The 18,960-nt window shown below is 62.3% G+C and carries 20 protein-coding genes and 1 tRNA gene; 17 read left to right on the top strand and 4 right to left on the bottom strand.

Annotated features, from left to right (window positions below):
- Positions 1-4: 4 nt before the first annotated feature.
- The 13 genes from EN786_RS11480 (at position 5) to EN786_RS11420 (ending at position 13,919) form a co-directional block, all read left to right on the top strand.
- Positions 5-799 (top strand): transglutaminase family protein, encoded by a 795-nt coding sequence (locus EN786_RS11480; RefSeq protein WP_127285976.1) that lies wholly within the window; start codon positions 5-7, stop codon positions 797-799.
- Between the two features lie 127 nt (positions 800-926).
- Positions 927-1,658 carry a peptidase gene (locus EN786_RS11475; protein WP_127285977.1) on the top strand — a complete coding sequence of 244 codons (732 nt, stop codon included), beginning with the start codon at positions 927-929 and terminating at the stop codon, positions 1,656-1,658.
- 105 nt (positions 1,659-1,763) lie between these two features.
- Positions 1,764-3,176 (top strand): aspartate aminotransferase family protein, encoded by a 1,413-nt coding sequence (locus tag EN786_RS11470; protein WP_127311650.1) that lies wholly within the window; start codon positions 1,764-1,766, stop codon positions 3,174-3,176.
- Between the two features lie 127 nt (positions 3,177-3,303).
- The gene (locus tag EN786_RS11465) at positions 3,304-4,071 is read left to right on the top strand and encodes a DeoR/GlpR family DNA-binding transcription regulator (RefSeq protein ID WP_127286741.1); all 768 of its coding nucleotides are present in this window, start codon (positions 3,304-3,306) and stop codon (positions 4,069-4,071) included.
- A 127-nt stretch (positions 4,072-4,198) separates the two neighbouring features.
- Entirely contained in the window at positions 4,199-5,725 is a 1,527-nt protein-coding gene (gene glpD, locus EN786_RS11460) for a glycerol-3-phosphate dehydrogenase (RefSeq protein ID WP_135908366.1), read from the top strand.
- A gap of 38 nt (positions 5,726-5,763) precedes the next feature.
- Positions 5,764-6,843, top strand: coding sequence for an ABC transporter ATP-binding protein (locus tag EN786_RS11455; protein WP_127311277.1), 1,080 nt, complete (start codon positions 5,764-5,766; stop codon positions 6,841-6,843).
- Positions 6,844-6,853: 10 nt separating this feature from the next.
- Positions 6,854-7,936 carry an ABC transporter ATP-binding protein gene (locus EN786_RS11450; protein ID WP_127286739.1) on the top strand — a complete coding sequence of 361 codons (1,083 nt, stop codon included), beginning with the start codon at positions 6,854-6,856 and terminating at the stop codon, positions 7,934-7,936.
- Complete coding sequence (locus EN786_RS11445) at positions 7,937-8,803, top strand: sugar ABC transporter permease (RefSeq protein WP_126054723.1); 867 nt, start codon at positions 7,937-7,939, stop codon at positions 8,801-8,803.
- Position 8,804: 1 nt separating this feature from the next.
- Positions 8,805-9,719: a carbohydrate ABC transporter permease gene (locus EN786_RS11440; protein WP_127287343.1), complete on the top strand. Its 915-nt coding sequence runs from the start codon at positions 8,805-8,807 to the stop codon at positions 9,717-9,719.
- Positions 9,716-10,009, top strand: a complete 294-nt coding sequence (locus EN786_RS11435) for a DUF2160 domain-containing protein (protein ID WP_187331401.1) — start codon at positions 9,716-9,718, stop codon at positions 10,007-10,009. Before EN786_RS11440 ends, EN786_RS11435 begins: the two co-directional genes overlap by 4 nt.
- A 77-nt stretch (positions 10,010-10,086) precedes the next feature.
- The gene (locus tag EN786_RS11430; protein ID WP_127311276.1) at positions 10,087-11,814 is read left to right on the top strand and encodes an ABC transporter substrate-binding protein; all 1,728 of its coding nucleotides are present in this window, start codon (positions 10,087-10,089) and stop codon (positions 11,812-11,814) included.
- A 95-nt stretch (positions 11,815-11,909) separates the two neighbouring features.
- Positions 11,910-13,403, top strand: coding sequence for a glycerol kinase GlpK (gene glpK / locus EN786_RS11425; RefSeq protein ID WP_127311979.1), 1,494 nt, complete (start codon positions 11,910-11,912; stop codon positions 13,401-13,403).
- A 39-nt stretch (positions 13,404-13,442) separates the two neighbouring features.
- Positions 13,443-13,919, top strand: coding sequence for a DUF6882 domain-containing protein (locus EN786_RS11420; protein WP_127311978.1), 477 nt, complete (start codon positions 13,443-13,445; stop codon positions 13,917-13,919).
- A 95-nt stretch (positions 13,920-14,014) separates the two neighbouring features.
- On the opposite strand, the gene EN786_RS11415 is transcribed toward EN786_RS11420, so the two are convergent.
- A complete protein-coding gene (locus tag EN786_RS11415) occupies positions 14,015-14,476 on the bottom strand; it encodes a BA14K family protein (protein ID WP_127311977.1) in 462 nt (153 codons plus the stop codon).
- A 286-nt stretch (positions 14,477-14,762) separates the two neighbouring features.
- Between EN786_RS11415 and EN786_RS11410 the strand changes: the two genes are divergently transcribed.
- Positions 14,763-14,838: transfer RNA gene (locus tag EN786_RS11410), tRNA-Lys, on the top strand.
- 473 nt (positions 14,839-15,311) lie between these two features.
- Here EN786_RS11410 and EN786_RS11405 read toward each other — a convergent pair.
- Together EN786_RS11405 and EN786_RS11400 are read right to left on the bottom strand one after the other, a co-directional pair.
- Positions 15,312-15,635 (bottom strand): cytochrome c, encoded by a 324-nt coding sequence (locus EN786_RS11405; RefSeq protein ID WP_127311513.1) that lies wholly within the window; start codon positions 15,633-15,635, stop codon positions 15,312-15,314.
- A gap of 110 nt (positions 15,636-15,745) precedes the next feature.
- Complete coding sequence (locus EN786_RS11400; protein WP_127311514.1) at positions 15,746-16,072, bottom strand: hypothetical protein; 327 nt, start codon at positions 16,070-16,072, stop codon at positions 15,746-15,748.
- Between the two features lie 183 nt (positions 16,073-16,255).
- On the opposite strand from EN786_RS11400, the gene EN786_RS11395 reads away from it, so the two are divergent.
- A complete protein-coding gene (locus EN786_RS11395; RefSeq protein ID WP_210212324.1) occupies positions 16,256-17,149 on the top strand; it encodes an SMP-30/gluconolactonase/LRE family protein in 894 nt (297 codons plus the stop codon).
- Positions 17,150-17,616: 467 nt separating this feature from the next.
- Here EN786_RS11395 and EN786_RS11390 read toward each other — a convergent pair whose 3' ends face one another.
- On the bottom strand, positions 17,617-17,829 hold the full coding sequence (locus EN786_RS11390; protein ID WP_127311515.1) for a hypothetical protein: 213 nt from the start codon (positions 17,827-17,829) through the stop codon (positions 17,617-17,619).
- A 284-nt stretch (positions 17,830-18,113) separates the two neighbouring features.
- On the opposite strand from EN786_RS11390, the gene EN786_RS11385 reads away from it, so the two are divergent.
- On the top strand, positions 18,114-18,656 hold the full coding sequence (locus EN786_RS11385) for a J domain-containing protein (RefSeq protein WP_127311516.1): 543 nt from the start codon (positions 18,114-18,116) through the stop codon (positions 18,654-18,656).
- A 77-nt stretch (positions 18,657-18,733) separates the two neighbouring features.
- A complete protein-coding gene (locus EN786_RS37680; protein WP_189340646.1) occupies positions 18,734-18,910 on the top strand; it encodes a hypothetical protein in 177 nt (58 codons plus the stop codon).
- The last annotated feature ends 50 nt before the right edge of the window (positions 18,911-18,960 follow it).

Here is an 18,960-nt window from a genome sequence, read left to right as displayed (position 1 = left end):
AGCCATGCGGCTCAAGATCACCCATCGGACCGAGTACCGCTACGATGCGCCGGTGCAATATCTGCTGCAGCGGCTGCGCCTGCTGCCGGTCAGCGGCCACACGCAGACCGTGCAGTCCTGGGGCCTGAATATCGACGGCGCGCGCGAGGAGGTGCGTTTCACCGACCACTTCGGCAACGACACAAGGCTTCTGAGCGTCGAAGGCGAGCCTCACGCCATCACCATCGAAGCGTCGGGCGAGGTGCTCACGCGCGACACCACTGGCGTATCCGGTCCGCATCATGGTTTCGCGCCGCTCTGGCTGTTTGCCCAGGAAACGCCGTTGACCGCCGCCGGCGAAGGCATTCGCGAGCTTGCCGGCTCGGCGGGGAAGGGCACCGATATCGAGCGGCTGCACCGGCTGATGGGCACGATCGGCGAGCGTGTCGCCTACAAGCCTGGCGCCACCACCGTGATGACGCCGGCCGAGGAGGCGCTGGCGTTGAAGACCGGCGTCTGCCAGGACCACAGCCATATCTTCGCCGCCGCGGCGCGCGCCATGGGGTTTCCGGCCCGCTATGTCAGCGGCTATCTGATGATGGACGCGGCTGTCGAGCAGGCAGCAAGCCACGCCTGGGCCGAGGCGCATGTTCAGGGCCTCGGCTGGGTTGCCTTCGATGCCGCCAACGGCATCTCTCCCGACGAACGCTATGTCAGGGTGGCGACGGGTCGCGACTACCGCGATGCCTCGCCCATATCGGGGATTCTGCTCGGTCAAGCGGACGAGAAGCTTGCCGTCACCGTCACGGTAGAGCAGTAATTCAGCAAGATTCGCCGCTGGAGCGGTGCGGCTTTGATAGAATCGCCGATCCGCTCCAGGTTTTTGACGCAATTCCGGGCGGAAAGGCGCTACGCACTTTTCCTCGAATTGCTCTGGAAGTGCAGCCATGACCTATTGCGTCGGCCTGAAGATCGATCGCGGGCTCGTGTTCATGTCGGACACGCGCACCAACGCCGGCATGGATTCGATCTCCACCTTCAAGAAGATGCATGTCTGGGAGGAGCCCGGCGAACGCGTCATCGTGCTGATGTCGGCCGGCAATCTGGCGACCACGCAGGCCGTCGTCAGCCTGCTCGACGAACGCACCAAGGCGGTTGCCGATCGTCACGCGACGCTGCTCGAGACGCCGTCCATGTATCAGACGGTGCGGCTGGTCGGCGACACGGTCAAGGAGGTCATCGCTCATTCCTCGCCGGCCGGCGACAAGGCCGATTCCTATTTCAACGCCTCCTTCATCCTCGGCGGCCAGATCAAGGGCAGCCCGCCGCGGCTGTTCATGATCTATCCGGAAGGCAATTTCATCGAATCGACCGACGACACGCCGTTCTTCCAGATCGGCGAGACCAAATACGGCAAGCCGATCATCATCCGCGCCTATGAGCGCACCATGAGCCTGGCCGAGACGGTGAAGCTGCTTCTGGTCTCATTCGATTCGACGCTGAAGTCGAACCTGTCGGTCGGCCTGCCGCTCGATCTCCTGTTCTACGAGAAGGACGCCTTCAAGGTCAGCATGAAGAAGCGCATCGGCCAGGACGATCAATATTACCGCACCATCTCGGACGGCTGGTCGAACGCGCTGAGGACGGCCTTTGCCAGCCTGCCGGACTATCCGGGCTAGGGGGGCGCGACCTCGCTGGCGCATTGCCTTTATATATTTAACATGTTAATCAAAATTCGAGCCGGCTGAACTCGCCGGCGCGGCCGCCGGCTATCGGGAGGAAACATGGACAACAGCGAATTCCGCGCATGGTCGAGGCGTGCCGCCGACTGGGGCGTCGACTACCGCGACACCTTGCGCGAACGGCCGGTGCGGCCAGCGCTCGCGCCCGGCGAGGTTTTCCGTGCCATCGAGGTCTCGCCTCCAGAAACCGCGGAGCCGATGGAGCGAATCTTCGCCGATTTCGAGGAAAAGATCGTGCCCGGCATGACGCATTGGCAGCATCCGCGCTTCTTCGCCTATTTCCCGGCCAATGCTGCGCCCGTCTCGGTGGTAGCCGAATATCTAGTCTCCGCGATGGCAGCGCAGTGCATGCTGTGGCAGACCTCGCCGGCGGCGACCGAGCTGGAGACCCGAACCGTCGACTGGATGCGCCAGGCGCTCGGCCTGCCGGAAGGGTTTTCCGGTGTCATCCAGGACTCGGCCTCGTCGGCGACGCTGGCCGCCGTGCTCACCATGCGCGAGCGCGCGCTCGACTGGCAAGGCAACCGCAAGGGTCTCGCCGGGCAGGCGCGGCCGCGCGTCTATTCTTCCGACCAGGTCCACACCTCGATCGATCGCGCCATCTGGGTCGCCGGCATCGGCGAGGAGAACCTCGTCCGCATCCCAGCAGCCGGCCGCTTCCGCGCCATGGACACCGTGGCCCTCGAGACCGCGATCGTCTCCGACCGCGAGGCCGGCATGCTGCCGGCGGGTATCATCGCTTGCGTCGGCGGCACCAGCACCGGCGGCACCGACGACATCGCCGCCGTGGCTGCTGTCGCCAAACGGCACGGGCTCTATCTGCACGTTGACGCCGCCTGGGCCGGATCGGCGATGATCTGCCCGGAGTACCGGCATTTCTGGGCCGGCGTCGAGGACGCCGATTCCATCGTGTTCAATCCGCACAAATGGCTGGGCGCGCAATTCGACTGCTCGATCCAGTTCATCCGTCGGCCGGAAGATCTCGTGCGCACGCTTGCCATCAAGCCGGACTATCTGAAGACCCACGGCCACGACGGCATCATCAACTACTCGGAATGGTCGGTGCCGCTCGGTCGCCGGTTCCGGGCGCTGAAACTCTGGTTCCTGCTTCGCGCCCATGGGCTGGAAGGATTGCGCACCATGATCCGCAATCATGTCACCTGGAGCCAGGCTCTCGCCGCGCGGCTTGCGGGGGAGGCGGACTTCGAGATCGTGACCGAGCCAATGCTGTCGCTGTTTTCGTTCCGGCATCGGACAGGACCGGGCGCCAGCCCCGACGAGCACAATCTTCGCCTGGTCAATGCCATCAACGATGACGGCCGCATCTACCTGACGCAGACAAAGGTCGATGGCACGATCGCGATCCGTTTCCAGGCCGGCCAGTTCGAGGCGACGGCGGCCGATGTCGAGGCGGCATTCGACGTCATCACCGAAATCGCTCGCCGCCCCACCTGAAGCAACTCGCCGCAGCTTGCGGCCGGTTTGGCTTTGGGATCATATGGTTTTCGTTAGCCGGCTTATCCCTTTTCATCGCTTTCGTTTTGCGATATAGACAAGAAAAACGAAAACGGGAGGGAGAGCGATGTTTCTGTCGCCGCGTCATGCCGAGATCATCCAGATGGCCAAGGACCATGGCCGCGTGCTGGTCGACGACCTGGCAACGCATTTCAACGTGACGCCGCAGACCATCCGCAAGGACCTCAACGACCTCTGCGACCAGAGGCTGCTCACCCGCATCCATGGCGGGGCGCTGTTCCCGTCCGGGATCGAGAACATGGAATATGAGGCGCGCCGCAAGATCGCCGCCGATGAGAAGGAGGCGATCGGCCGCGCCGCCGCCAGGCTGATCCCCGACAACGCCTCCCTGTTCATCAACATCGGCACCACAACCGAGTCCGTCAGCAAGGCCTTGCTGGACCACAACGGCCTCATGGTCATCACCAATAATATCAATGTTGCCAATAGGATGCGTGTCTATCCTTCGATCGAGGTAGTGATCGCCGGCGGCGTCGTGCGTGGCTCCGACGGCGGTGTCGTCGGCGAGGCGGCCGTCGATTTCATCCGGCAGTTCAAGGTCGACTACGCCGTCATTGGCGCCTCGGCCATCGACCATGATGGCGCGCTGCTCGATTTCGACTTTCGCGAGGTCAAGGTTGCGCAAGCCATCATCGCCAACGCAAGGCACGTCATCCTGGTTTCCGACCAGACCAAGTTCGAGCGCACCGCGCCGGTCCGCATCGGCCATCTGTCGCAGGTCAACACCTTCATCACCGACCGCTGCGACATCCCCTCGGTGCGCAAGATCTGCGACGAAGCCGAGGTTCAACTGATCGAAACATCGCTCGGCTAGGCTATCTCCGCAGCGTCATCACGCGCCTGTGATATTTCGTTTGACATTCGTTCCTATTTCGAATTAATTCCGTGACGGTTTCGCAAAAGACCAAAAATGCTGCAATGCGAAATCGCTGGAGGACTTCTTGGACGCATCACCGATCCATGACATTTTTGTCATTGGCGGCGGCATCAACGGCTGCGGCATCGCCCGCGACGCAGTTGGTCGCGGCTTCTCGGTCTTTCTCGCCGAGATGAACGATCTGGCCAGCGGCACCTCGTCCGGCTCGACCAAGCTGATCCATGGCGGCCTGCGCTATCTCGAGTTCTACGAATTCCGCCTGGTGCGCGAAGCGCTGATGGAGCGCGAAGTTCTCTGGAAGAACGCGCCGCACATCATCTGGCCGATGCGTTTCGTGCTGCCCTATGCCGAGGGCCTGCGGCCGGCCTGGCTGATTCGGCTCGGCCTTTTCCTCTACGACCACATTGGCGGCCGCAAACTGCTGCCGGCGACGAAGACGCTGGACATGGCGAGGGACCCGGCCGGCAAGCCGCTGAAGCCGCTGTTCCGCAAGGCCTTCGAATATTCCGACGGCTGGGTCAACGATGCCCGGCTGGTAGCGCTAAATGCTCGCGACGCGGCCGACCGCGGCGCGATCATCCGCACCCGCACCAAGGTCGTCGGCGCGCGCCGTGACGGCGACCTCTGGGCAATCCGGCTCGAGGACGTGCGGACCGGCGAGACCGAGGAAGTCAAGGCCAGGCTTCTGGTCAACGCCGCCGGCCCCTGGGTCGACCACGTGCTGTCGGCGACGGTCGGCCAGAACGACGTCCACAATGTCCGTCTCGTGCAAGGCAGCCACATCGTCATCGCCAAGAAGTTCGACGACCCGCGCGCCTATTTCTTCCAGAACAAGGACGGCCGCATCATCTTCGCCATTCCTTACGAGGAAGAGTTCACGCTGATCGGCACCACCGACCGCGACTATCCGGGCGATCCGCATGAGGTGAAGATCAGCGACACCGAGATCGACTATCTGTGCGCGGCGGCGAGCGAATATTTCGCTCAGGCCGTCGAGCGCTCGGACATCGTCTGGACCTATTCGGCCGTGCGCCCGCTCTATGACGACGGCGCCTCCAAGGCGCAGGAAGCGACCCGCGACTACGTGCTGAAGTCCGATGGCGGCGAGGGGGCAGCGCCGATCATCAACGCATTCGGCGGCAAGATCACCACCTATCGCCGGCTTTCGGAATCGATGCTGGAAAAGATCGAAGGCTTCCTCGGCAAGCGCGGCAAGCGCTGGACGGCGGACGCGCCTTTGCCGGGCGGCAACTTCCCTGCCACCGGCTTCGAGGCGCAAGTGGCGAAACTGAAGAGCGCCTATCCGTTCCTCGACCAGCGCCTGGCGCGCCGGCTGACCCGGCTCTACGGCACGCTGGCGCAGGCCGTGCTGGGCCTCGCCAAGTCGAATGCCGATCTCGGCCGCAACTTCGGCGCCGATCTCTATGAGGCCGAGGTACGCTATCTGGTCCAAAACGAGTGGGCGCTGACCGCCGAGGATGTATTGTGGCGCCGGACCAAGCGCGGCCTGCATCTCAGCCGAGAGCAGGCGGCGACGCTCGACGAATTCATGCGTGGAATAAGCCGCCGCCACGTCGCGGCAGCCGAATAGGATGGCCGTGTGATGCACAGAGCCGCGGAGGAGGCATCATGCTGGAACTGAGAAACGTGTCGAAGACGGTCGGCGCGGCGGAGCACATCCGTGACGTGTCGCTGACACTTCAGCATGGCTCGCTCAACGTGCTGCTCGGCCCGACGCTGTCAGGCAAGACCAGCCTGATGCGGCTGATGGCCGGTCTCGACGCGCCGACGTCAGGCTCGGTCTGGTTCGACGGCAAGGATGTCACCGGCCAGCCGGTGCAGAAGCGCAACGTCGCCATGGTCTACCAGCAGTTCATCAATTACCCGGCGATGACAGTCTACGAGAATATCGCCTCGCCGCTCAGGGTCGCCGGCGCCGAGCAGTCGAAGATCGACAAGGAAGTGCGCAACGCCGCGGCACTCCTGAAGCTCACGCCCTATCTCGACCGCACGCCGCTCAGCCTTTCCGGCGGTCAGCAGCAGCGCACCGCGCTGGCGCGCGCCATCGTCAAGAACGCCAGCCTGGTCCTGCTTGACGAGCCGCTCGCCAATCTCGACTACAAATTGCGCGAGGAGTTGCGCGCCGAGCTGCCGAAGATCTTCGCCGCCGCCGGCACAATCTTCGTCTACGCCACCACCGAGCCGCACGAGGCGCTGCTGCTCGGCGGCAATACGGCGACGCTCGCCGAAGGCCGCATCACCCAGTTCGGACCGACCATCGAGGTGTTCCGCAAGCCGGTCGACCTCGTGACGGCGAAGACCTTCGCCGACCCGCCGCTCAACACCATCGTGCTTGCCAAGAAGGGTGCGGTCTTCCTGCTGGAAGGCGGCGTCACCCTGCCGGTGCCGGCGGAGCTCGTCGGCATCGCCGATGCAAGCTATACGATCGGCTTCCAGCCCCACCATCTGTCGCTGGAGCGCCCCAACGCAGCCGCCGTGCCGGTGCGCGCCAAGGTCACCATCACCGAGATCACCGGCTCGGAGAGCTTCATCCATCTCGATTTCGCCGACGCGCGCTGGGTGATGCTGACCCACGGCATCCGCGACTTCGAGCCGGACGCCGAAGTCGAGGTCTTCATCGACCCGCGCCACATCATGGTCTTCGACGGAAACGGCCGCGCCGTCGCCGCGCCGAAGCTGGCGGCTTGAGGAGGAAGCGATGGCACGCATCGACGTCAACCACATCCGCCACTCCTATCTGCCCAATCCGCAGAAGGACTCAGATTTCGCCCTGAAGGAGGTGCATCACACCTTCGAGGATGGCGGCGCCTATGCGCTGCTCGGGCCTTCCGGCTGCGGCAAGACCACGCTGCTCAACATCATTTCGGGGCTGCTGCACCCTTCGCACGGCCAGTTGCTGTTCAACGGCAAGGACGTCACCAGGCTGTCGACGCAGGAACGCAACATCGCTCAGGTGTTCCAGTTCCCGGTCATCTACGACACGATGACCGTCTACGACAATCTGGCCTTCCCGTTGCGCAACCGCGGCGTGCCGGAAGCCGATGTCGACCGCAAGGTGCGCGAGACGCTGGAGATGATCGATCTCGCGTCATGGGCTAACAGGAAAGCGCGCGGCCTGACCGCCGACCAGAAGCAGAAGATCTCGCTCGGTCGCGGCCTGGTCCGCTCCGACGTCAACGCCATTCTGTTCGACGAGCCGCTCACCGTCATCGATCCGCATATGAAATGGGTGCTGCGCTCGCAGTTGAAGCAGCTGCATCGCCGCTTCGGCTACACCATGGTCTATGTCACGCACGACCAGACCGAGGCGCTGACCTTCGCCGACCGGGTGGTGGTCATGTATGACGGCGAGATCGTCCAGATCGGCACGCCGGCCGAACTGTTCGAGCGCCCGCGCCACACCTTTGTCGGCTATTTCATCGGCTCGCCCGGCATGAACGTCATGCCGGTGGCGATCGACGGCAGGACAGCGACGATCGGCAGCCAGCGCATCGAACTGCCGGGCGTGCCCAAGACTGTCGGCGCGAACGCCGGCGCCGGCTCGATCGAGCTCGGCATCCGTCCCGAATATGTCAGGCTCGGCCGCGACGGCATGGCCGTCAAGGTCAGCAAGGTCGAGGATGTCGGTCGCCATAAGGTGGTCCGCGCCAGCCTCGAGGGCCGCGAGATCGCCGCCGTCATCGGCGAGGACGACACCGTGCCGGCCGATCCGAAGGTTCGCTTCGACCCTGCAGGCATCAACATCTATGCCGATTCCTGGCGCGTCGAGATGGGGGCATAGATGGAAAAGACCTGGAACAACAAGGCCTGGTTCCTTGTCCTGCCGGTGCTGGTGCTGGTGGCGTTCTCGGCCGTCATCCCGCTGATGACCGTCGTCAATTATTCGGTGCAGGACACCTTCGGCAACAACGTCTTCTTCTGGGCTGGCACCGAGTGGTTCGAGGAGCTGTTGTCCTCCGACCGCTTCTGGGAAGCGATGGTCCGCAACCTGATCTTCTCCTTCATCATCCTCATCATCGAGGTGCCGCTCGGCATCTTCATCGCGCTCAACATGCCGAAGAAGGGCTGGGGCGTGCCGGTCTGCCTGGTGCTGATGGCGTTGCCGCTGCTGATCCCGTGGAATGTCGTCGGCACGATCTGGCAGGTCTTCGGCCGCAACGACATCGGCCTGCTCGGCTACTACGTCAATGCGCTCGGCATCGACTACAACTATGTCCAGGATCCGATCGACGCCTGGGTCACCGTCATCATCATGGATGTCTGGCACTGGACCAGCCTCGTCGTGCTGCTCTGCTATGCCGGCCTGGTCTCGATCCCGGATGCCTTCTACCAGGCGGCCAAGATCGACGGTGCCTCGCGCTGGGCGGTGTTCCGCTACATCCAGCTGCCGAAGATGCAGCGCGTGCTTCTGATCGCCGTGCTGCTGCGCTTCATGGACAGCTTCATGATCTACACCGAGCCTTTCGTCGTTACCGGCGGCGGCCCCGGCAATTCGACGACCTTCCTGTCGATCGACCTCGTCAAGACGGCGCTCGGCCAGTTCGACCTCGGTCCGGCGGCGGCCATGTCGTTGGTCTACTTCCTGATCATCCTGCTGTTGTCATGGGTCTTCTACACCGTGATGACCAACTACGACGCGGAGCGCTGAGATGAGCGGCGTCAACGAAAGAACAAACAGAGTGAGCGAGACGGCGGTTTCGGAAGGGCTGAGCAGCGCCCTGTCGCAGGACGAGGTGGCGCGGCTGATGCGGCGCCGCGGCGAGGAATCGCGCTGGTGGTGGATCGTGCCGACGGTCTACATCATCGTCATCCTGCTGCCGATCTACTGGCTCATCAACATGAGCTTCAAGACCAATGCCGAGATCGTCTCGTCGCTGACGCTCTATCCGCATGCGCCGACGCTCGCCAACTATCGCACCATCTTCAGCGACCCGTCCTGGTATTCGGGCTACATCAACTCGATCACCTATGTGGTGATGAACATGGTGATCTCGGTCGCCGTGGCGCTGCCGGCGGCCTATGCCTTCTCGCGCTACCGTTTCCTCGGCGACAAGCATCTGTTCTTCTGGCTGTTGACCAACCGCATGGCGCCGCCGGCGGTGTTCGCGCTGCCTTTCTTCCAGCTCTATTCGGCCTTCGGCCTGATCGACACCCATATCGCGGTGGCGCTGGCGCACTGCCTGTTCAACGTGCCGCTGGCGGTGTGGATCCTCGAGGGCTTCATGTCGGGCGTGCCGAAGGAGATCGACGAGACCGCCTATATCGACGGCTATTCGTTCCCGCGCTTCTTCGTGAAGATCTTCATGCCGCTGATCGCCAGCGGCATCGGCGTCGCCTGCTTCTTCTGCTTCATGTTCTCATGGGTGGAACTGCTGATCGCGCGCACGCTGACCACCACCGACGCCAAGCCGATCGCCGCCACCATGACCCGCACCGTCTCGGCCGCCGGCATGGACTGGGGCCTGCTCGCCGCCGCCGGCGTGCTGACGCTGATCCCCGGCGCGCTGGTCATCTGGTTTGTCCGTAACTACATCGCCAAGGGCTTCGCCCTGGGGAGGGTATGACCATGAACCTCGACCTCTCGTGGATGGCGTGGACCTGGCCGACGGCGGCCTTCTTCGGAACCGTCTTCCTGCTGCTTTGCGGTATGGCGGCGTGGGAATATGCCTCGCCGGGCGGCAATCCGCGCATAGGCGTGCTCCGCTTCGAGACGACGCGCGGCGACCGTCTCTTCCTTTCGCTGCTTGGCAGCGCCTTCATCCATCTCGCTTGGCTGGGTCTGGTTGGACCCAACCTGTGGTGGGCTCTCGCTCTCTCCGTAGTCTACGCCATCGGCGTGTTCCGCTACGTATAGAGGGGGAAACTGTTGGAGCGGTCGCGTGCCGGCGGCCGCTCCAGATCGCACTTGAAACCTAAATGTGGAGGAAACTTATGCGACGGCAAGTTTTAACATCAACGACCGCCATTGTCCTATTGCTCGGGGCAGGCAACGCCTATGCCGGTATGGACGAGGCCAAGGCCTTCCTGGACAAGGAAATCGGTCCGCTGTCGACGCTTTCGCGCGCCGACCAGGAAAAGGAAATGCAGTGGTTCATCGACGCCGCCAAGCCGTTTGCCGGCATGGACATCAAGGTCGTCTCGGAAACCATCGCCACCCATTCCTATGAATCGCAGGTGCTGGCGCCGGCCTTCTCGGCCATCACCGGCATCAAGGTGACGCACGACACGATCCAGGAAGGCGACGTCGTCGAGAAGATCCAGACCCAGATGCAGACCGGCCAGAACCTCTATGACGGCTGGGTCAACGACTCCGACCTGATCGGCACCCACTGGCGCTACCAGCAGGTGCGCAACCTGTCCGACTGGATGGAAGGCGACGGCAAGGACGTCACCAATCCGAACCTCGACCTCAAGGACTTCATCGGCACCTCGTTCACGACGGCGCCGGACAAGAAGCTCTATCAGTTGCCCGACCAGCAGTTCGCCAACCTCTACTGGTTCCGCTACGACTGGTTCAACGACGAGAAGAACAAGGCCGACTTCAAGGCCAAGTACGGCTACGACCTCGGCGTTCCGGTCAACTGGTCGGCCTATGAGGATATTGCCGAGTTCTTCACCGGCCGCGAGATCGACGGCAAGAAGGTCTATGGCCACATGGACTACGGCAAGAAGGACCCGTCGCTCGGCTGGCGGTTCACCGACGCCTGGCTGTCCATGGCCGGCAACGGCGACAAGGGCATCCCGAACGGTCTGCCGGTCGACGAATGGGGCATCAAGGTCGACGAGAATTCGCGTCCGGTCGGCTCCTGCACCGCGCGCGGCGGCGACACCAACGGCCCGGCTGCCGTCTACTCGATCCAGAAGTACCTCGACTGGCTGAAGGCCTACGCTCCGGCCGAAGCCCAGGGCATGACCTTCTCCGAATCCGGCCCGGTGCCGGCGCAGGGCGCGGTCGCACAGCAGATCTTCTGGTACACCGCCTTCACGGCTTCGATGGTCGACGCCGGCGCCAAGGCGGTTATGAACGACGACGGTACGCCGAAGTGGCGCATGGCTCCGTCGCCGCACGGTGTCTACTGGAAGGACGGCATGAAGCTCGGCTACCAGGACGTGGGTTCCTGGACGCTGATGAAGTCGACGCCGACCGACCGCGCCAAGGCCGCCTGGCTCTACGCGCAGTTCGTCACCTCGAAGACCGTCGACGTCAAGAAGAGCCATGTCGGCCTGACCTTCATCCGCGAGAGCACGATCCACGACAAGAGCTTCACCGAGCGTGCTCCGAAGCTCGGCGGCCTGATCGAGTTCTACCGCTCGCCGGCCCGCGTCCAGTGGTCGCCGACCGGCACCAACGTGCCTGACTATCCGAAGCTGGCTCAGCTCTGGTGGCAGGCGATCGGCGATGCCTCGTCCGGCGCCAAGAGCGCGCAGGAAGCCATGGACTCGCTCTGCGCCGAGCAGGAAAAGGTCATGAGCCGCATCGAGAAGTCGGGCGTCCAGGGCGATATCGGCCCGAAGATGGCCGAAGAGCATGACCTCGCCTACTGGAACGCCGACGCTGTCAAGAAGGGCAATCTCGCGCCTCAGCTGAAGATCGAGAACGAGAAGGAAAAGCCGATCACCATCAACTATGATGAGCTGGTCAAGAGCTGGCAGAAGTAAGACTGACTGATGCGGGCGTCAGCGCCCGCATGGATCCTGCGGGGGAGGCGGCTTTTGCCGTCTCCCCTGTTGCATGAAGAGTGGAGGGAACGGCAATGAGCGGCTTTGTGCTTGCCATCGATCAAGGGACGACATCGACCAGGGCGATCCTGTTCGACGACAAGATGAAAGTCGCCGGCACCGGCCAGCAGGAATTCACCCAGCATTATCCGGCCTCAGGCTGGGTCGAGCACGATCCGGAGGAGATCTGGGCAAGCGTGGTGGCGACGGTGAAGGCCGCGCTGAAGACGGCCGGCAGCAATGCCTCGGATGTGGCGGCGATCGGCATCACCAACCAGCGCGAAACCGTCGTCATCTGGGACAGGGCGACCGGCAAGCCGATCCACAACGCCATCGTCTGGCAAGACCGCCGCACCGCGCCGCTCTGCCAGAAGTTGAAGAAACAGGGGCTGGAAAAGACGTTCACGAAAAAGACCGGCTTGCTGCTCGATCCCTATTTCTCCGGCACCAAGATCGCCTGGATGCTAGACAAGGTGAAAGGCGCCAGGAAGCGCGCCGAGAAGGGCGAACTGCTCGCCGGCACCATCGACAGTTTCCTGATCTGGCGGCTGACCGGTGGCAAGGTCCACGCCACCGACGCAACCAATGCCTCGCGCACGTTGGTCTACAACATCGAGAAGAATGTGTGGGACGACGAGCTGCTGTCGATCCTGCGCATCCCGGCCGCGCTGCTGCCCGAGGTGAAGGACTGCGCCGATGACTATGGCGTGACCGAGAAGGGCCTGTTCGGCGCCGAAATAAGAATCCTCGGCGTCGCCGGCGACCAGCACGCGGCGACCATCGGCCAGGCCTGTTTCGAGCCCGGCATGATGAAATCGACCTACGGCACTGGCTGCTTCGCGCTGCTCAACACCGGCGCCGATCTGGTGCGCTCGAAGAACCGGCTGCTCACCACAATCGCCTACCGGCTGAACGGCAAGACCACCTATGCGCTGGAAGGCTCGATCTTCATCGCCGGCGCCGCCGTGCAATGGCTGCGCGACGGCATCAAGGTGATCGGCAAGGCCGAGCAGAGCGGCAAACTGGCAGCTGAGGCTGATCCGGCTCAACAAGTCTATCTGGTGCCGGCCTTCGTCGGCCTCGGAGCGCCGCATTGGGACGCCGAGGCGCGCGGCGCGATCTTCGGCCTGACCCGCAACTCAGGCCCGGCGGAGTTTGCCCGCGCGGCATTGGAATCAGTCGCCTACCAGACCCGCGACCTGCTCGACGCCATGCGCAAGGATTGGAAGGGGGCATCCGCGAAAACCGTGCTGCGGGTCGACGGCGGCATGGTCGCTTCCGACTGGACCATGCAGCGCCTGGCCGACATCCTCGACGCGCCGGTCGACCGGCCGACCATCCTCGAGACGACCGCGCTCGGTGCCGCCTGGCTCGCCGGGTCGAAGGCGGGCGTATGGCCGAAGGCGAAGGACTTCGCCAAGACCTGGGCGCTCGACCGCCGCTTCAAGCCGGGGATGGACGCTGCGACGCGCTCCGCCAAGCTGGCGGGCTGGCGCGACGCTGTGCGCAGAACGCTGAGCGTGCCATAAGAAGCCCCATCAGGCGCTGAGTACTGGGGGCGAGAGGGGATGGATCCGGACTGGTATGCTGGCTGGCGCGAAGAGGCATTCGATCAGCTGAACGCCAAGAACGACCGCTTGCAGAAGGATTTCCGCCTCGGCAGCTGGCCGCGCTACGACTACGATCTGGAGGCAGGAAAGCTCCTGTTTTCAGACCAAGGCGTCGTCAAGGTGGTCAGCGAGATCCAGATTGCGGGCTCTACGAGCGCCAAAGCCGACAACTGGCTGTGGGCCTGGGCAAATTCAAACCTGCCCGGCGAGCTTCTCGGTGATGCCAAGCGGGTTCGGTCCTTCGGCGAGGAAAAAGGCATCGACGAGCTGGCTCAGGCCTATGTGCTCGATACGAACAACGACCTTGAGGCGCTGGGCTGGGAACTGACCGGCGCCATGGTTCGAATTTGCGAAGCGCTCGGAGCCTACCGTTCCCCACGCGGGGAGGGCGGAGGCTTGTATCTGATTATCAAGACCATCAGCTGGGCCAGCTGATTCGCGCATCTCTTCCTTTGCGACAGGGATATCGCGAAAGGCCCGTGCCGTTGCCGGCACGGGCCTTCGCAGCCTCCCGTGTTCCGATGATCAGGTCAGTAGGGCGAATAGCACTGCTGACGCGGGCCATTATACGGCTGGAACGTGTTGTCCCAGGCGCGATAGGACCGGTACCGGTCGTAGCACCACTGCACATGCGCATCGCCGCCGCGATAGACACGGGTCCGGTTGCTGTTGACGATGGCGCCGGTGATCAGCGCGCCGGTCGCGAAGGCAGCCAGCGGGAACCAGAAGTCGCCATGGCGGCGATAGCCGCGGCGATATTCGCGATAGCCGCGATGGCCATTCCAGTACATGTCACCGTTGCGCGAATAGACGCGGTTGCGCGAGATTGTGCGGTGCCGTCGCCACTCCTGGTACTGGACGGTCTGGACATCAGACGAAAGCCCTTGCGGCTGCGGCGCATAGATTGGCTGGGCATTCACGGACATGACGTCCGCTGCCACGAACGAAGCCGACAGCGCGGCCGCCAGCAGGCTTGATGCGATCCTGTTCATCGCTCTTCTCCTCGAAGGGTGTTGATGTCCCTTGTGGGAAAAAAACGGGTGACGTAGGCAATTGTTCCCACGTTCCCGTCCAGATTGCAGAATGCGCCCCGATGGTAGCAGCGCTTGGATGCAAGGCCCAGCCTTCGACCCACTCGCGCGCTGTGCCGCGCACGCTCGCATGGCTCACAATGCCGCGCCGGACACGGCCTGGAGGCCATGTTTTTCCGGTTGACCGGTCGATGCACTCTCCCTATGTTCCGCCCAATTTCGAGGGCGGCCTTATTCGAGCCCGCGGGAGCGCGTAGCTCAGCCGGTAGAGCAACTGACTTTTAATCAGTAGGTCATGGGTTCGAATCCCATCGCGCTCACCACATTAATCAACGAATTCAGAAAGATATCGTTTCGCCTGAAACGAACGCAGCTGGATTCCCACGAGGCTAACGGGCTGCTGCAAGTTCTTCGCGACGTGCGTCCAGCGCGATCGATCATCTAGTCAGGGGCGAGCGCGAAGCGTGTCTGTTGGGCTGGGACCTATGGAATCAAGAAAGATCAAATAATGAGAGGTTCGCCCTCTCGGGCCGTGCGCCCCAACAAGGCGTCGGCCACCTTCTGCTTTTATATCCCGTTATATCGGCCTATAATTGCGGCCGCCGACAAACGTCCCCCAAACTTGCTGTTTGCCGGTTAGGCCCGGCGGTCGCGCCACCCCACCCACACCCCCGGCCGCTGGGCCGCCACGCTCGTGAGGGAGCAAGTTTCGCGGCGAAACTCGAAGACGTTTCTTCGGCGGTGCTTTTCAGGCAGCGCAGCGCAAGACGTCAATGCGCGACAGGATCGTGCCTTATCAGGGCGGAACTTCGACGGTAATCTTGATCGCGGCATAGTAGGCCGCGGCATTGGCGATGTCTTCGTCGCTCAGCTTCTTGACGACCAGCGACATCATTGAACTCTTGCGCTCTCCGGCCTTGTAAGCCATCAGCGCGTGGACCAGATAGTCGTACTTCTGCCCGGCGATATTGGGCGTGTAAGACATTTTGCCGAGGCCATCCGTGCCGTGGCACATTTGGCATTGCACCATGACTTTCCGGCCGGCGATGCTGTCGCCTGCTGCCTGCGCAAATGATGAGTTGACCACGAGGGCAGCCAGGCCAAGGATCAAACCACGCATAGCTATGCTCCGTGCATGCTCCATCGTCCGTGGCCTTAGGTCGGACCACGAGGCACCCTACACCCGGCGAGGCTGCGCAGCGAGCTATATTAGCTGTAGCTTGATTACACTCACTCGAAGTGATCCAGTGCCGACCTCTCCCGGCTCGCTTCGGTACGGGGCGCAAAGAAGCACCGAATATAAGAAAACGGCGGGGACAGGCAGATGTGATACTGGCTGTCTTCGCTTTCTATAACGCGGTTCTTGGGGATGAAATACCGGGACTTGGATCCGGTCCGGACATTGAAACCGCCACCTGGCAACGGCTCGACAAAGCGCGGAGCGATGATCCCACAGTCCTTTTTGGCGTCGCAGCATTCATAGCCGGTGACCGGATCGTGGTAGCCGGTGTACCAGCTGTGAGCGACGGTGAGCGCGATTAAAAAGAGCTTCGCCATGTCCGCCTAATTTAACACGGCGGCTCGGCGACAGGCTATCCATATATTAGCGGACGCTTGCGAACCAATTCGCCGCACCGGCCGCCGGGCCGCTGCGCCAGAGCAATCGCTTGCCAAAGCTTCAGAAAGGCTTGTTCGGCGGTCTCCAGAGGCACAAAGTGGTTTTTTCCGGAGGAGCAAATCATGCGAACAATGAAAGCATTCAGCATCCTTCTCGCCGTTCTGTCGCTCACAGCCGATTCCACCTTCGCAGGGGATTCGCCTATCATCGCCCCAGGTGCGAAGCTGGAAAAGTTGGCTGAAGGCTATTCATTCACCGAAGGCCCGGCGGCGGATGGTGATGGCAATGTGTTCTTTACCGACGACCCAAATAACCGGATTGTTGAATGGAGCGCGGCAGACGGGAAATTCTCCGACTGGCTCAAGCCAGCCGGACGTGCGAACGGAACCGATTTCGACAAGGTCGGCAACCTGATCGTCGTTGCCCCCGAGAAGGGCGAACTGTGGTCCATCGCACCCGACAAGACAGTCACGGTGCTTGTGACGAACTTCGACGGCAAGGTATTCAACGGCCCGAATGACTTGTGGATCCGTCCAGACGGCGGCATCTATTTTACCGACCCTGATTTCTATTCGGATCACGACCAAAGTACGAGGGTGGAGGGGCAAAACGTCTACTTTGTCACGCCCGACCACAAGACCGTTACGCGTGTGACGAACGACCTGTTTAAGCCCAACGGCATCATTGGTACGGCAGACGGCAAGGTGCTTTACGTGGGGGACTACGGCGCGGGCAAGACCTACGCCTACGACATAAATCCCGACGGCGAGCTTACGAACAAACGTCTTTTCTGCGATTTCGGTTCAGACGGCATGACCATCGACGAGGAGGGCAATGTCTATCTTACCGAGTTCGCCGTGATGGTGTTCGATAGGACGGGCAAAAGGATCGAACGTATCGAAGTACCGGAAACGCCAACCAATGTGACCTTTGCTGGCAAAGATAACGACCTGCTCTTCATCACCGCGACCACCAGTGTTTACGGTCTCAAGATGAGGGTGAAGGGGAAGCGCTAGGAGCTACCCAGATTGGCATCAGCTCAAGGCCCCGGTCTACTGATGGCCAGGCAATACATGACGCATTTTACTAAATTAGCAATGATGCATGAAATGGCCTAAAATAGCTCAGCCGGCGACGCCCCCAACCAAGGCCCACCGGTCAGGCCCGGCCTCACTGGCCTACCCCGCCGCGGGTGCCGGGCCGCTATGAGGGAGGCTTTCCGATGCGAGCGGTTCTATTGATCCTTGCCGTCGTGGCCGTGTTCTTCATATGGGACAATCTGGCCAACGAAGGCCGATATTCTTCGGCAGTAGAGCGCAGCTACCGCTTGGCAGTGGCCGATCTACCTACCGGCTACAAGCGTTGAATCGAGGAGTCAGCGCCGGCAGGGACGCCGGTAGCTTGGCCGGATAGCCATTGAGCCTTAAAAGCTCGCCAACCGGCGCCATCGAGGCACCAGCCCAAACTGCGAGCGCCCTGGCCCTTAGCCGCCGGGCAGCTGGAAAGCGATCACGAGTAGCACAAAAGCGATGGCGGCCAGGACGATCGCGGCTGCCCGGATGCGTTTCATCCCACCTTGTTGCAATCGCTGTCGAACCTTCGCCGCTTCGTAGGCGCTATAGAGGCGCAGGCCGTCCTCGCCGAAGCGATCGCTGTCCGGATAGTTGCGTTGCGGCTTTCGGCGGAGCTTCAGCATTGTTGGACCGTTGAAAGAAAGACTCGCCGGGCATGAAACCCCAAACCCATGGCCCGGCGAGATTGACAACCCGACCCCACGATCAGGACCGGTGGAGGTGTCCCGGCAATCTCTCCGACGCAAGACAGGTGCCAGCTTTTGGTCCCGAACCGGGACAGAGGTAGCCGTGCGCCAGTTGGCGCTGGTCGCCAGCCAGTCCCTCGCGGGAAGCGAGCTTGCATGTGGGTACCAGTTGCGCGAAGCTGACCGCGGGGGAGTGGTGTAGATTCGAGGCAGCACCACCAATGTTCACTGACTACTACGAACTTCTTGAAATCAGCCCGAACGCCAACTCGGAAACGATTGAGCGGATATTTCGTTATTTTGCCATGCGCTATCATCCCGACAATCGGGACACCGGCGATGATTCACGCTTCAGCGAAATCGTGGAAGCCCACAACACGCTCAAGGATCCGGTCAAGCGCGCGCAGTACGACATCCAGTACAGAGACAATTTGGGCCTGCGCCGTGAGCTGACCGAGGAGGCCAGCAATACCAAGGGGCTTGAGCGGGATGTCGTGATCCAGGCGAAACTGCTGGCGCTTCTCTATGTAAGGCGCCGCCAGGACGTCAACAATCCAGGCATTGGCGATGACGAGCTCGAACGCCTGTCAGGCTGCCCGCGGGAGCATCTGGATTTTCATCTCTGGTATCTGAAGGCAAAGAGCTGGATAGCGAGGACCGAAAACGGGACTTTCGCCATCACCGTGGAAGGCATCGATCGGGCCAATGCCGAACACCGTCGCGAAGCCACGATCACCACCAAACTGCTGGATCATGCGGATTGAAGGACATCCCGGAGTTCTCCGACAGTCGGCTCGTGCGCAGCGGAAGGGCACAAAAGGGCGCCAGGGGAGGGCAATAATTGTCCGAGAAAAAGGTGATCGCGATCAAGGACTGGAACTGTGCCATGAGCGACGAGCTTGGCCGCGTCGCCCTGATGATCAATCCGACCGATGGCGAGCCTGTCCTGGTTTTGATGACGATCTTTCAGGCAGCCAGGATGGGGCGCGAGCTGCAGTCGCCGAAACGCGTCTCGTGATGGCTTCGATATCCACAACGAGGGCGTGGGCCGGCGGCGCCAAGCTTGTC

The organism is Mesorhizobium sp. M4B.F.Ca.ET.143.01.1.1 (genome assembly GCF_004792275.1).
Classification (GTDB): domain Bacteria; phylum Pseudomonadota; class Alphaproteobacteria; order Rhizobiales; family Rhizobiaceae; genus Mesorhizobium; species Mesorhizobium abyssinicae.
Note: the sequence above shows the minus strand (reverse complement) of the source record. Positions and strands in the feature narration are given on the sequence as shown.